19 protein-coding genes are annotated in these 13,922 nt (G+C 48.4%); 11 read left to right on the top strand and 8 right to left on the bottom strand.

What is annotated here, in order from left to right:
- Positions 1-98: 98 nt before the first annotated feature.
- From ACMYR3_RS09835 to ACMYR3_RS09865, 7 genes are all read left to right on the top strand, one after another.
- A complete protein-coding gene (locus ACMYR3_RS09835) occupies positions 99-1,064 on the top strand; it encodes a GNAT family N-acetyltransferase (RefSeq protein ID WP_424191740.1) in 966 nt (321 codons plus the stop codon).
- 408 nt (positions 1,065-1,472) lie between these two features.
- The gene (locus ACMYR3_RS09840) at positions 1,473-1,946 is read left to right on the top strand and encodes a hypothetical protein (protein ID WP_424191742.1); all 474 of its coding nucleotides are present in this window, start codon (positions 1,473-1,475) and stop codon (positions 1,944-1,946) included.
- Position 1,947: 1 nt separating this feature from the next.
- Positions 1,948-2,331, top strand: a complete 384-nt coding sequence (locus tag ACMYR3_RS09845; protein ID WP_424191744.1) for a hypothetical protein — start codon at positions 1,948-1,950, stop codon at positions 2,329-2,331.
- A gap of 417 nt (positions 2,332-2,748) precedes the next feature.
- On the top strand, positions 2,749-3,339 hold the full coding sequence (locus ACMYR3_RS09850) for a TetR family transcriptional regulator C-terminal domain-containing protein (RefSeq protein ID WP_424191746.1): 591 nt from the start codon (positions 2,749-2,751) through the stop codon (positions 3,337-3,339).
- 189 nt (positions 3,340-3,528) lie between these two features.
- Positions 3,529-4,656, top strand: a complete 1,128-nt coding sequence (locus ACMYR3_RS09855; protein WP_424191748.1) for an NADH:flavin oxidoreductase — start codon at positions 3,529-3,531, stop codon at positions 4,654-4,656.
- Between the two features lie 132 nt (positions 4,657-4,788).
- Entirely contained in the window at positions 4,789-5,850 is a 1,062-nt protein-coding gene (locus ACMYR3_RS09860; RefSeq protein WP_424191750.1) for an NAD(P)-dependent alcohol dehydrogenase, read from the top strand.
- 230 nt (positions 5,851-6,080) lie between these two features.
- Positions 6,081-6,539 carry a YaiI/YqxD family protein gene (locus ACMYR3_RS09865; protein WP_424191752.1) on the top strand — a complete coding sequence of 153 codons (459 nt, stop codon included), beginning with the start codon at positions 6,081-6,083 and terminating at the stop codon, positions 6,537-6,539.
- A 53-nt stretch (positions 6,540-6,592) separates the two neighbouring features.
- On the opposite strand, the gene ACMYR3_RS09870 is transcribed toward ACMYR3_RS09865, so the two are convergent.
- From ACMYR3_RS09870 to ACMYR3_RS09890, 5 genes are all read right to left on the bottom strand, one after another.
- Entirely contained in the window at positions 6,593-6,958 is a 366-nt protein-coding gene (locus ACMYR3_RS09870; RefSeq protein ID WP_424191754.1) for a type II toxin-antitoxin system PemK/MazF family toxin, read from the bottom strand.
- Complete coding sequence (locus ACMYR3_RS09875) at positions 6,958-7,212, bottom strand: AbrB/MazE/SpoVT family DNA-binding domain-containing protein (protein ID WP_424191756.1); 255 nt, start codon at positions 7,210-7,212, stop codon at positions 6,958-6,960. Before ACMYR3_RS09875 ends, ACMYR3_RS09870 begins: the two co-directional genes overlap by 1 nt.
- Positions 7,213-7,287: 75 nt before the next feature.
- Positions 7,288-7,548, bottom strand: a complete 261-nt coding sequence (locus tag ACMYR3_RS09880; protein ID WP_424191758.1) for a hypothetical protein — start codon at positions 7,546-7,548, stop codon at positions 7,288-7,290.
- Positions 7,549-7,779, bottom strand: a complete 231-nt coding sequence (locus ACMYR3_RS09885; protein WP_424191760.1) for a hypothetical protein — start codon at positions 7,777-7,779, stop codon at positions 7,549-7,551.
- Positions 7,780-8,081: 302 nt separating this feature from the next.
- Entirely contained in the window at positions 8,082-8,582 is a 501-nt protein-coding gene (locus ACMYR3_RS09890) for a GNAT family N-acetyltransferase (protein ID WP_424191762.1), read from the bottom strand.
- 151 nt (positions 8,583-8,733) lie between these two features.
- Here ACMYR3_RS09890 and ACMYR3_RS09895 point away from each other — a divergent pair, with 151 nt between their 5' ends.
- Together ACMYR3_RS09895 and ACMYR3_RS09900 are read left to right on the top strand one after the other, a co-directional pair.
- Positions 8,734-8,904, top strand: coding sequence for a hypothetical protein (locus tag ACMYR3_RS09895; protein ID WP_424191764.1), 171 nt, complete (start codon positions 8,734-8,736; stop codon positions 8,902-8,904).
- 2 nt (positions 8,905-8,906) lie between these two features.
- The gene (locus ACMYR3_RS09900) at positions 8,907-9,233 is read left to right on the top strand and encodes an N-acetyltransferase family protein (protein WP_424196454.1); all 327 of its coding nucleotides are present in this window, start codon (positions 8,907-8,909) and stop codon (positions 9,231-9,233) included.
- Between the two features lie 112 nt (positions 9,234-9,345).
- Here the strand turns inward: ACMYR3_RS09900 and ACMYR3_RS09905 are convergent, their stop codons facing one another.
- Positions 9,346-9,675, bottom strand: coding sequence for a DHCW motif cupin fold protein (locus tag ACMYR3_RS09905; protein ID WP_424191766.1), 330 nt, complete (start codon positions 9,673-9,675; stop codon positions 9,346-9,348).
- Between the two features lie 2 nt (positions 9,676-9,677).
- On the bottom strand, positions 9,678-11,450 hold the full coding sequence (locus ACMYR3_RS09910; RefSeq protein ID WP_424191768.1) for a DUF4153 domain-containing protein: 1,773 nt from the start codon (positions 11,448-11,450) through the stop codon (positions 9,678-9,680).
- Between the two features lie 253 nt (positions 11,451-11,703).
- On the opposite strand from ACMYR3_RS09910, the gene ACMYR3_RS09915 reads away from it, so the two are divergent.
- Positions 11,704-11,982 carry a SemiSWEET transporter gene (locus ACMYR3_RS09915; RefSeq protein ID WP_424191770.1) on the top strand — a complete coding sequence of 93 codons (279 nt, stop codon included), beginning with the start codon at positions 11,704-11,706 and terminating at the stop codon, positions 11,980-11,982.
- Positions 11,979-12,776, top strand: coding sequence for a GntR family transcriptional regulator (locus ACMYR3_RS09920; RefSeq protein WP_424191772.1), 798 nt, complete (start codon positions 11,979-11,981; stop codon positions 12,774-12,776). The genes ACMYR3_RS09915 and ACMYR3_RS09920 overlap by 4 nt, the downstream gene beginning before the upstream one ends.
- Here ACMYR3_RS09920 and ACMYR3_RS09925 read toward each other — a convergent pair.
- The gene (locus tag ACMYR3_RS09925; protein ID WP_424191774.1) at positions 12,748-13,713 is read right to left on the bottom strand and encodes a PfkB family carbohydrate kinase; all 966 of its coding nucleotides are present in this window, start codon (positions 13,711-13,713) and stop codon (positions 12,748-12,750) included. The genes ACMYR3_RS09920 and ACMYR3_RS09925 overlap by 29 nt on opposite strands.
- Positions 13,714-13,922 lie beyond the last annotated feature (209 nt).

Genomic DNA, 13,922 nt, shown 5'->3' on the forward strand with positions numbered 1-13,922 from the left:
ATGTTTGCAAATGTATAAAGGGGGTATTTCAATACCCCCTTTATTTATTGACCTAAGCAGTCTATATTGACGCAATCTCCCCGACAGTACCCAAAATAATGAGCTCGCCAATCAGTATTCGCCTCATGCAAAAAACCGATCTGGCCGCCGCCGACAAAGTGGTGCGACTGGCCTTTGGCACGTTTTTAGGCGCACCTGATCCGGCCAACTTCATGGGCGATGTCAGCTACGTCAAACCACGCTGGCTGATCAATCCCAATGCCGCCTTTGTCGCCGTCAAAGAGCATGTGGTGATTGGCTCCTGCTTTGCCACCCACTGGGGCAGCTTTGGTTTTTTTGGGCCACTCACCGTGCATCCCGATTACTGGAATCAGGGTGTCGCGCAACTTCTGCTCGAACCCATTCTTGAAAAATTTGAACAGTGGCAAGTCACCAATGCAGGCCTGTTCACCTTTCCCAATAGCGTCAAGCATTTATCGCTGTACCAGCGCTACGACTTCTGGCCGCAGCATCTCACCGCCATCATGAGCAAATCGCTTTTGCCCATGCAACCCGTCACCACCGCCAAGTGGAACACCTTTTCAGCCGTACCCGAGCACCAGCAGGAAGCCTACCTGATGATGTGCCGCGACGTCTGCGACAGCATTCTCTACGACCTTGACCTCTCTCACGAAATCACCAGCACCCTGCAATTCAAACTGGGCGAAACCATTCTGCTCTGGGAGCAGGATCTGCTGATCGGCTTTGCCATCTGCCAACATGGCGCAGGCACCGAAGCCGGGACCGATGGCGGCAAAGGCCACTGCTACGTCAAGTTTGCCTGCGTGCGCACCGGCGATCATGTTGAACGCGACTTCCCCCACCTGCTAGAAGCCATCGAAGCCTACGCCCGCGGCCGCAAACTGCAACGCATCAGCGCTGGTGTCAACACCGCCCGCCTAGGCGCCTACCACCGCCTGCTCGCCCAGGAATTTCGTATCGACTTCCTCGGCCTGGCCATGCAATACAACCAGGACCCCGGCTACTGCCGCCCCGACGTCTACGCCCTCGACGACTGGCGCTGAATAGACGCGATATTTAAGCCAATTTAAGGAGTATCCTTATAAATTAGCTTGTATAGTGCGTATTATATTGGTCACTTTTTATACACACCAGGTGTATATATTTCGATGACTTTTTCCAAGCTGCCCTTCACCACTGCACGCCCTGCTCTGCCATTCCATCTTGTACTGACAACTTGAATGCCGATGTCGCGACTCAATCAGATGTCGAGCCATGTATTGCCATGCTCAAAGCTTGAGTAGATGGTTGCGAACGAGATCAACTTTAGGTTTAAAAAATCATGGATATAGCCAGATGTATGGTTACAATAAACGCCATTCAGTGTTGCCTTGGTTAGGACAACGTTGATCATAAATTTTGTATAGCTGAATGACGTCAGGTCTTATTTTTTACCCATGGAGAAAAGCAAAATGAGCAAGTCAATCGCAGTAATCTTTTCTGCCACGCTAGCACTTGCAGGCTGCGCCACTGGCTCTGGTGGTTTTGACAGCGTCAACTATAGCAACGCTGCCCAGGTGCATATTTTTACACCAGAAGAGCAGGCACAAATGACACCAGAAGGCACGATTGAAACAATGATCACACCTTCCGAAATTCGCGAGCGCTTCAAAAATGCTGGCAAGGTCACCAAGCCAACAGGTGTGGTGAACTACTGTGGTGCTGGCCTGGCACAACTGGTTCAGTCTCGACGAGAAGCGGCACTGGCAGCTATTGATGGCGCTTGTGGCGGTAAGGATCAATATTCAGTTCGTAATGAAGGCCCGGGCAATATGATAGCGAGCCATGCCGGCGATGTAAAAATCGGCAGCAGTTGTACTCGCAGCATGGCCATCATCTTTAGATGCAATGGCGCACAACCGAGTCCGGATATCAAAAAGAAATAATATGAAGCTGATTTCTATCTTTTTATTTGGTTTGCTTTTAGCTGGCTGTGTGAGTGTAGACAGCTTGCAAAGTAACGGAGACTTTGGGGACAAGTATCTCGTCACTGGCAAAAACCATGAGCAAATTTGGCGTGCGGCAACTGTGGCGATGAGTATCGATATGAATATTGTCGAAAGCCACACACCCTCTGGTGTCATTAAGTCCAAGGTCGTCAATGGCACACACGGCAAAGTGGTAGGTTTCTTCATTCAACCTACCGATGCATCTGCATCTCGTTACACCATCAATATCGTCAGCAAAAAGCCACTGCAAAGCAAGTTTGACAGCGATGGGGAGCCTTCTGTATGGAAAGACTTTAGACAGGCGCTAGAAGGCATGGATTGATTTTATTGCAGCCTACAAGTGAGTTGAGGCGCTGGTACCTATGAGTTGTATAGCCCAATATTGCAGTCATGTGTCGTCAACTGTGAACACTTGTCCGTGAGTGCAATTGACCTGAGCTACCCATCTCCATCATCCCACCCGATCTGCGTAAAAAATCGCGGAGGTCGGGTGAATTGAAAAGTTAGGATGTAATGAACACGAACACATCCTGGAGCAATTTCTCAATCCGCAGCTCACACTCAACCGCTTGCTATCCACCTCAGTGTTTTGAACTGCCCACGATTTCGGTAGACATTCGGCAATATCAAGAAGTTAGGAAAATGACTGGCTTTTACCAATCACACACACCGTCAACCACTTTTAAAAAGAATTTCAATTCACTTGACGCCAACTAGACGACCGGTCTAATATCACCCTATGTCCAAAGATACCCGTCAAGTCATTCTGCAATCCGCCACCGAAATCTTTTTGCAAAAAGGTTATAACGGCTGTGGGCTGAATGAGATTTTGGCGGCAGCCAATGTGCCGAAGGGCTCGTTTTATCATTATTTTGAAAGCAAGGAAGCGCTGGCCAAGGCGGTGCTGGAAGATTACGCCAATGACACGCGCACCTGGTTTGCCGAGCAGCATGAGCAAAGCCGCAAGGGTGCGGCGCTGGATGTTTTGTGGGAAACACTGAGTGCGATTCGCGACCAACTGGTCGCCAAACAATTTGCGGGGGGCTGTTTGCTGGGCACCTTGGCGCAGGAGTTGGCTGGCAGCAATTTTGATCTGGTGTGCTATATGAAAGAGCTGTTCCCGCGCTGGGAAAAGCAGCTCGGATTTTTTCTCGAATCGGCGGTGGCGCTGGGTGAACTGCCTGCCGATACCAATGTGCCAGAGTTATCGGCATATTTGCTGGATACCTGGGAAGGCGCGGTGTTGCGGGCTCGGCTGGAAAAATCGCCGCTGCCGCTGGATCGTTTTATCAGTTATAGCAAAGCCATGTTTGCCAGATTGAAGTCCTGAGTTTGTCTTCAATGAAGACCCTACTGGACCATGCTTTTGAGATTGACACCAGTTTGTGCGCCTTATTTGCCTTACCTGCTTTGTCGCAACGCCCTGTATCACCCCGTTTTATCTAATAACACAAAATATTGAGTAATTTGATTTCATTGGCCACTAGTAGAACGGTCTAATTCAACGAAAGGAAACACCATGAGCGCCGCACCCGCAGCACTGCAACCCTTGTTTCAACCGATGCCATTTGGCAAAGGCGAACTGAAAAATCGCATCGTCATGGCCCCGATGACGCGCCAGCATTCCCCGGGCGGGATACCCGGTAACAATGTGGTGGAGTATTACGCCCGCCGCGCCAGAGGCGGTGTTGGCCTGATCATCACTGAAGGCACTTATGTGGGCCATGTGGGTGCCAATGGCTATGACAACGTCCCCGCATTCAGTGGCGCAGCCGCACTGTCTGGCTGGAAAAAAGTGGTCGATGCGGTGCATGCCGCTGGTGGCAAGATCGCACCGCAAATCTGGCATACCGGCATGATGCGCCGCCCTGGCACAGAACCGGTACCGAGCCAGCCCGGTTATGGACCAATGGAAATTCAGGAAGAAGGCAAAGTAGTCGTCAAGGCCATGGACAAACAGGATATCGCCGATGTCATCGCCGCCTTTGCCAAGGCTGCTGCCGATGCCAAAGACGTGGGTTTTGATGGCCTGGAAATTCATGGCGCACACCAATATCTGCTGGACGCCTTCATGTGGGAAAAAACCAATCAGCGCACTGACGAATACGGTGGTCCCCTGGCAAACCGCATTCGTCTGGCGGTGGAAGTCGTCACTGCGGTACGTGCTGCTGTGGGCCCGGACTTCCCGATCATCTATCGTTTTTCACAATGGAAGATCACCGATTACGACGCCCGCATTGGCAACACACCCGAAGAACTTGGTGTCATTCTCAATGCCCTGGCCAAAGCCGGTGTGGATATTTTTCACGCCAGCCAACGCCGCTTCTGGGAACCCGCTTTTGATGGCAGCCCGGACAATCTCGCCACCTGGGCCGAAAAACTCACCGGCAAACCTGCCATTACCGTGGGTAGCGTGGGCCTGAACACCACCATGTCGGTGGAACTCTTTATGGGCCTGGAAGAACCCAATGGTCAGTATGCCGATATCAGCGCACTGGCCAAAGGCGTGACGGAAAACAAATACCACCTGATAGCGGTTGGCCGCGCCCTGCTCTCCGAACCCGACTGGGCCAACAAACTGCGTGACAGCCGTCAGGAAGAAATCAAAGGTTTTGACAAGACAGCGTTGACAACTTTGGTGGTGTAGATCAGAAAAGCCATTAAACTAATTTGCCTGATTGCAGTCTAGTAAGGATGCATTGCAGTTGCTGAAAGCTAAGGTCTTTGGCAACTGCAATCAACCCCGTACTATCCCTTCTGCAGCCACCCAAGGAATACCATGTCAACAGCCATCGGTTATGCCGCACAAACAGCACAAACCCCCTTAACCCCCTTTACTTTTGAACGTCGCCAACCTGGGCCGACTGATATACAGATTGAAATTCTTTACTGCGGCGTCTGTCACTCCGATCTGCATACGGCGCGCAATGAATGGCACAACACCACTTTTCCGGCCGTGCCTGGTCATGAAATCATTGGCCGGATCATTCAGGTCGGTGAAAAAGTTAAAAAATTCAAGATCGGCCAAATGGCTGGTGTAGGTTGTATGGTCGACTCCTGTCAAACCTGTGCCAGTTGTGCCGAAGGGCTTGAACAATATTGTGAAAATGGTTTTATCGCCACCTATAACAGTCCCGATAAACATAGCGGCGGTATCACCTATGGTGGCTATGCCAATCAAATTGTAGTAGATGAAAAATTTGTTTTACACATTCCAGACCAACTGGATCCTGCCGGAGCTGCACCATTACTTTGTGCAGGTATTACAACCTATTCACCGCTACGTCATTGGCAGGTAAGCAAAGGCCATAAGGTCGGCATCGTTGGCTTGGGCGGACTAGGCCATATGGGTGTCAAGATTGCCCACGCCATGGGTGCTCATGTTGTGCTATTTACCACCTCCTCCAACAAAAAAGAGGATGCATTACGCCTGGGTGCTGATGAAGTCGTCATTTCAAAAGATGAGACACAAATGGCGGCCCATACCAACAGTTTTGATTTCATTCTCAATACTGTCGCTGCACCGCATAATCTGGACTCTTTTTTAAATCTATTAAAACGCGACGGCACCATGACATTGGTTGGCGCGCCAGCCGAACCTCATCCATCCCCCAACGTATTTAACCTCATCATGAAACGACGCAGTCTGGGCGGATCATTGATTGGCGGTATTAAAGAAACACAGGAAATGCTGGATTTCTGTGCTGAACACGGCATCGTTTCAGACATTGAAATGATTGATATTCAAAACATCAATACCGCTTATGAACGGATGTTGAAAAGCGATGTGAAATACCGCTTCGTGATTGATATGGCCTCATTGAAAACGGCAACTACTTGAGTTGTCAATGATCGACAGTGAGTCGTCGTTATGCATACTGGCTGTCATGGGAGTCTGAATGGCTCGACTGACAGTCATTAAGCATGAGGTCAATATAAATATTCAAAAGACAAGAAAGTGGCAGTTCCCCTTTACTTTCGATACACTGTGGCTGCTTATTGATTTCACGGACACCCAACGCAAGCGTGCCCCACCACCGCTACTTTAACCTTTCACCTTTCAGCCATACCGTGAGCACCTTTCAAATCTGGGTTGATGCCGACGCCTGCCCCAATGTCATCAAGGAAATCTTGTTTCGGGTAGCGGATCGTCTGAGCATTCGTGTCACACTGGTGGCCAATCAGCTGATTCGCACGCCACCGTCTCGGCACATTACGGCCATTCAGGTGCCCAAGGGCTTTGATGTGGCCGATAACCGGATTGTGGCGCTGCTGCAGTCTGGCGACTTGGTGATCACTGCCGATATTCCCTTGGCCGCCAATGTCATTGAAAAAGGTGGCCATGCACTCGACCCGCGTGGTGAGTTTTATGATGCCAACAATATTGCCGAACGATTGAGCCTGCGCAGCTTTATGGAAGACCTGCGCAATAGCGGTGTGGACACCGGCGGCCCCGCCACCTTCAGTCAGAGTGATCGACAAGCCTTTGCCAATAAACTGGATCGGTTTTTATTGAATGTGCAGCGCTAGCGACAAGTTGACCGGCTTTTAACAAAGCCCAAAAAAGCAGCTACGCTACGGATTCATCCGGCAATGGCGATAATCTGATTGAGTGACTCGCAAGCCAGTGCAAAAACTTCTTCGGGCAACTGCTTCATGGGATGCGCTTTGGCATGACGCATTTTCCAATCAAATGATTTTGGCTGATGAGTGAGGATATAGCTAACCACCTTTTTACTACCGATATGCTTAATGGCGAAGGGGTTGGTTTCATTGTACGTTGCCGTCGTCATGGGGAGACCAATCACAATTCCGGTTCGCTCGTTGAAAGCTTTTGGCGATAAAACCAGCAAAGGATGCAGGTCTTTCATCTCTCTGCCAACTTGCGGATTACAGTCGATCCAGATGACATCTCGCCGCTCTGGCACCCATAATTTACGGGGAGCCATCACATGACCTCAACACCGACACGATCAGTATTCATGACTTCACCACCGTGATTGACTGGATCAAATAATGCCAGTTTTTGTGAAAGCGTTAATTTTGGCGTACCCACTGGTTTTACTATCACAGCAGATTCCAAAACACTCATTTCGACCGGCTGCCCAACGGAAAAATGGGCAGAACGTGCCACTGTGGCAGGAATACGCACTGCCAGACTATTGCCCCATCGCTGTATGGTAAGTTTGCTAATTTTTTCCATGAAAACTCCTGATGTATCTACGAGTATACACAAATTTATCCCAGATACATGACTGTCAGCGACCACAGCCCATACTCAAGGCATTGTCAGCGTCGCAAGGAACCACTTTTCCAGTGTTGCCAATCGCTTGGTAAAAGGCATGGCGCAGGTCAGCTCATGCAACTGTTTGCCCGCTTTGCTGATGATGACACCAGCCGATTTGATGACAGGTTTGCTGTCGCCTTCATAGCTGCCAAACAACGTGTAGCCATAACCGGCGTTATCAAAACTTAATTCACTACGATCAACCTGATACCGGAAATAATGGGCGAGCCGAAACTGCTTCTGGCTTTGCACCTACTCCCCAGGAAAAGCCAACTCAACCTGACCCGGTGTGCCAAAACGATATTGCAGATAACCTTCTTTAGCCGTGAACCTGCTGCTGGCACACAGACTGAGTTGTTTGGCTGTACGCTGAATGATGCAATCAAACAAAATCCGTTCACCGACAGTGCATAAGGATGATTCAGCGTACGCAAGATGAGACAAGCTCAACCAGCACATCAAGGTGAGTAAATGGCGTCGCATAAAAGCTTGCCTGAATGATTGAGATCCGGTCAAAAGGGAACAATGGCATGAAACAATGGGTAAGAAAAACCATCAAATCCACCCTGAGAAACTCATTTTATACGGAGTATAAGTAAATTATGGCTTGTTGAGTGCATATTTATTATTTATTAAATAATACAGATAAGGAGTATATTTTAATAACGAATCAACACAATAAGCTACTCGACTATCTCGACGGCACTGACAAGATGTACCCAATTGGATAAAAAATTGAAATATTCAATATCGTTAAGCTTGATCACTTTGCCCTCTCAATCGGTTCATACTTCGGTTACAGCAAGCGATAACTGCATCGGCACAAAGGCAATACCCATTGTTTCCAACTTCGGGCCAGTGGCAAAAAAACCAAAGTTTTCATACATTGGCACAGCATAAGGCGTGGAATGAACAGTAAACGTGGTAACAGGCTCTGCCGCAAGAGCCGCTTGTTGAGCGGCTTGCCAGAGTTGGCGGGCAATGCCCTGGCGTTGCCAGTGGGGTGCAACAAAGAGATGATAGAGATGCGTGCGATCCCGCATCGCCACTACACCGGCCAGTGTCATCGTTCCTTCATGGCTGACTTCACCCACCAGATAATGAAAATTGGGTGCAGCAATAAAACCGGCAATCGAGGCCACACCAATCGCCTGTAAAAAAGCTTCAGCACCCTCGCCTTGTGGGTGCAAGGTAAAGTAGTGCGCCACGCTGTGAATCAGCGCGCTGATTGCCACAGCATCTTGCAAAGTGGCTGACCGAATAAGTAATGAAGGTGCTGAATTCATACTCACATGAAAACAAACTTATTTGAGTCAAATATCATTTTGATGAGGCAGCCATGATACTAATTCAATATGACTTGGCATGGCGTAAGCAGCTCGCGCTATCATTGTGGACTTGAACCGATATTACCAGCCCAACACCTGGTGCCCAACCATGAGCTATCGTATCGTCCCCACTGCCGAGACCTATTTCCACAGTCTTTATCTGGCCTTGGATAGTGTTTGTCGTGAACAAAAGTATCTGGCCTTTTTGCAGGCACCACCCCGCGAGTTATCACTGGATTTTATCACAGCGTTCTGGCTCATGACGATTGCCAGTTTTTAGCGCTGCGGGTTGAAGAAGCAGAAGAAGTCATCGGCTGGTGCGATATCCTTCCCCGTCATGGTGAAGCTCGCGCCCATGTTGGCACACTGGGCATGGGCCTGATTGCTTCAGCACGTCATCAAGGTTTGGGCACCCAGCTCATCAGCGCCACGCTCGACAAAGCCAAAAGCAAAGGCATGACCCGCATTGAATTGACGGTACGCGTTGACAATCGGCCAGCGCTGGCCCTGTATGAGCGCTTTGGCTTCAAGATTGAAGCCCAGCAGTCACGCTCCCTCAAAATCGCCAATCAATACATTGATGCGTATGCAATGGCTTTGTTGTGTTAAACAAACGGCTTGTTTACTTGCCATGCCAGATCAACCCAACCAACCCATCACTGCTGCATAAGCATCAACCACCAGCATGACTTGCAGCATTGACTTAGCAATCTACATGTAGTCAATCCACAATCAATAATCTGGCACCCTGAACCGTCCTCGAACGATGTGGCTCAGCCTGATCGGCCACCTGATAGCTCATACCCGGCAACAAGGTAAAGAAACGGCCATCAGCCAGCTCTGTCTGTAATTGCCCTTCCAGGCAAAACAGAATATGCCCCTTGACACACCAATGATCCGCCAGATAGCCCGGCGTGTACTCCACCATACGCACGCGAATTTCGCCAAACTGCCGGGTACGCCAATAGGCCATGCCGGTTTCACCAACATGTTCGGTGACGGGGATTTGTGACCAGTCGGTGATGCCAAAGGGGATGTGGGAGATGTTCATATTTATTCGGACAAATCATATTTCTGAAAATGAAACTCTTGATCACCCACACGTAAATCTTGCCATCTTCTAGGCATAGTCTCAACATCCTGACGCGTCAAACTCAAAATGAGTGCCTGATTAGAGGGCAGTCGATTCCCACGATAGTCTAAGCGACCTATTTCCTTCCATGTCGATTGACTATCCAATTGGTAAACTTTTTGACTTAGCCGGTCATCAAACACAATCCATTCTTTTTTACCATCACCATTTAAATCAAGTGCTAATAACATGCATGTCTTCGCGACCTCGTTCAGACAGTACAAGTAATTTTTACTATGACCGAGTTCATTCATAATCAATTCCAAAAAATTCTGATCAAGATCAGTACCCCTTGGAAAAACAACCATATGCTCAGTCAACTTTTCTATAGTCCACTCTTGTTTATGCGCAACTTGCTTATATGTACGATATTTAGCCTGTAAAGCTTGATTGATTTTTTTATCAATTACAGCTTTATTCTCAAGACTTTGATTATCGAGCAAGGCGTTCAAGGCTTCTATTCCATACCTTCCCGTATCAAATCTCAGGTACTCAAAATCAAAATCATCTATAGCAATTTGATGATTAAGTAGTCTTGAAACCTGATTGTTGACACTCAAACGATATGGGTTTAGTAGCGGTGTATTAAATAAAATCAGCAATATGACAAACAAAAGTGCAGTCACAATGTGCGTAAGCTTTACGCCGACCATCCAAACATTTTTCCTACGCAAAACATTGAACGCGTAACCGAGTGAATAACTTGCAAAAATCATAATCGCAAAAGCAGTCCAAATCCGATCATTGCTCCAACCATATTGATCAACTCGTTTGCTTAATGAATAAATACATAAACCGATATAAACAGGCATAACCAATAAACTCATTGAAATCAACGTCAACAGCCAATTTGGAAATTTTTTCTGCTGACTACCATCTTGCCAAGCAGCATTAAATAAAAAAACAACGGAAGCAATTAATGACAACATCAAAGTAGTGGCATGACCTGTCTTCCATAAAGGTTCTATACCTTGAACAGGTAAAGCTAATAAAAAAAGTAGCAAGATAAATGAAACTAATGGTAGCAGCCAGGCAATGACGTTCAAACAAGCAGAATACAATCCAACCAAAGCATCTTCTTTAGCAGAATAAAGTGAAAGCCCGATACCAAACGCGATCGCAGTAACTGGATAAATAAAGGTGTGATCTGTAAAAAGCACGTAAAAGAAATCGACTTTCAGAACCTTGAACAAACCTGCCCAAAGCATCAACAAGCTCCACAATAGACCTATAAAAACAGTCGCAGTTAATAGTTTTGCCGCGTTACACCATGCGGCAGAAAACAGCAAAGCGTAGTCTTGAAACCAACTTGTTCGAGATAGCCGATGTTCTGCAAAAGGCAGCAAAATAAACCAGCTACTAGCAACACTAACAATGAGTATAAAAAGTTCAGAAGCGCCAACCTGACGATAATTCATTTCAATCGGCCATGCTATCCACCCCATAAACACAGCAACACCACTCATGACTGAGACATAGATTACTGTCATCAACCAAAGCAACTTTGCCCGTCTAAAAATAGCAAGCAACTGAAAAGTCAGTGGTAAAGTTATCACCAGAATATACAAAGGCCATATCTCAATCAAATGTGCGCTGGCATGTTCCATACCTGTAACCCAGTTATGCAATAACAGCAATCCCAACCCCATTACAGTAGCCCAGCCAGAAATCCAAACACGTTGATTGCGATCCATTCACACCTCGATTGATTTTTTAAGTACTAATGCCAACTAACAGTTGCTAATGAGTATAGCCTAGGCACATTAGCGTTATGTCCGAACTCAACTTTACCGACGATGGTTTTAAACATGCGGATCAATCATTCTGCTATGCTCTTGCCCGCTTTAATAAAACCTTCAATCGACTAAGTATATGAATCCCGCTATCTAGTTGGTATCATTCTGCTATTGTTACAGCCTGATGGTCTGATACCCCACGGAGAAACTGATGCAGTCACTGGATATGCTTGGACTTGTTGCCACCTGCTTTACGACTTATTCATTTGTGCCGCAGGTATGGCGCACCTGGAAGACCCGCGATGTCAGCGGGATTTCGCTGAGCAGTTATCTGATCATCACGGTGGGACTATTTTTATGGCTGGTGTATGGCTATCTGAAAAGTGATCTGCCCTTGATAGTGGCCAACTCGGTGATGGTGGTGCTGACTGCGGCCATCACGATCATGAAGTTGCGTTTTACAGAAACGGCTGCCATTGCCAATTCATGATGAGCAATTCGTCCAAACCAGCATCATCCAGCAAATCCATTTTTGATCAACTGCTGCCTGATCGTGAAACGTCCGAGCCGGTCTACCAGCAGCTGCTACGCAAGATGCAGGCGCTGATTGCATCGGGCGAAATTGCCGAAGGACAAAGTCTGCCTTCGGAGCGCCTGCTGGCAGAGCGTTTGAATTTGAGCCGAACCACAGTGCGGCGTTGTTATGAGGCGCTGCGCTCGATGGAAATGATCGACACGCAAGGTCGCTCGGGCGTAAAGATCAAGCCGCAAAAGCCGCCCTTGCTGTCGCCTCAATTGGGTAAGCTCAAGAGCTTTACGCAGGAAATCACCGAGATGGGCATGCAGCCTTCCACGCATTTGCTGGAACGCAGTATTGTGAAGGATCGCACGATTGCGTCCATCTTCAATCGCCCTTCCACAGCTCAGTTTTTAAAGCTGGTGCGTATCCGCCTGGGTGACAACATTCCACTCTCGCGTGAAGTGGCCTGGTATGACCTGACTGCCGCACCAGAATTAGCCGACTGGGATGTGGAAGGCTCGGCTTATCAGTTCATGCAATTACATTCGGGCATTTATTTAAAACATGGCGAACAAAGTATTGAAGCTATCATGAGCACCGATGTGGAAGCCGCAGCCTTTGGCTTTACCCAGCCCAGCCCGTGCTTATTGATGAAGCGCAAGACATTCAGTCATTCGGGGCAAATTATTGAATATGTGGAAGGCACTTTCCGGGGTGATGCTTATGCCTATCGCATCAATCTGGAAATGAACTCAACTTTATAGCGGCGGCCTGTTGGGCAAGAAATTGCTGTACCTGGGTGGCGCTGGGCAGATGCGCAAAAATGCCTTGCCGAGCAGCGATCATGGCGCCACAGGCATTGGCATAGCGCAGCGCATCAGCCAAATTTTCCTTCATCAATATGGAGCGGATCAAGCCACAGCCAAAGGCATCCCCGGCACCAGTGGCATCCAGCTGGCCAACTTCAAAGGCAGCAACCCAATGCGTATCATGTTGCTCATCTAGCGCAATGGCGCCCCGCTCGGCCAGCGTGATACACAATAATTGGCCTTGCCAGCCAATCTTTCTGGCCAGGCCAGCCAGGCCGTGTGTCCAGTCGGAGGGTTGCCAATCCAACACAGCGGGTTCGGTAAACAGACTCGCGGCCTCGCTCACATTGACCACCAGCACATCGGTATATTGCAGGATGTCAGGATCAATCGGACGCCAGGGCGATGGGTTGAGATAGGTCGGAATACCACGTTCATGCGCCCGCTGAAAGGCCGCAACAATCGGCTCATCGGCCACTTCAAATTGCGCGATGACATACTGCGCAGCCTGTAATGCCTTGTCTGCCCGAAATACATGGTTGGCACTCAGCAAAATATTGGCACCCAGATAGGCTGCCAGAAAATTGCTGCCGTCGGGCGCAATAAAACCCACGCCATAACCCGATTGCTCACCCAATTGATGACAGTATTGGGTTGATAGTCCTTCACTAGCCAACGCCGCCAGCACGGCGGTGCCCATTGAATCTTGCCCCACGACCATCAGCAGGTCGACCGTCACCCCAAGCCGTTGCAAGCCTAGCGCCAGGTTCAAACCCTTGCCACCATGCTCTTGAAAGGCCGAGCGTGCGGGTAATGATTCGCCCTTCTGCGGTAAATGATCGACCTGCAGAAAATTGGCGTTCATGTAATTGCCAACCACAAAAACTCGCACACGCGCCCTTTATGTCAAAACTGATGTGGAAATTGCTTAATCAAAAATCGTCAAGAATCCCGCAGTAGTATAGGTCATCACCTGTGACGCACCATCAAAATCGACGTGCGTATTCATCAACTTAGTCAACCAGCTCAATACCTGTGGGTGACCTTGGCTGTCATCTCAAGCGATAACTATGTAAAATACCTTGTCTTTTTTGGTATCTA

This window comes from Ampullimonas aquatilis (assembly GCF_049675895.1).
Classification (GTDB): Bacteria; Pseudomonadota; Gammaproteobacteria; order Burkholderiales; family Burkholderiaceae_D; genus Ampullimonas; species Ampullimonas aquatilis.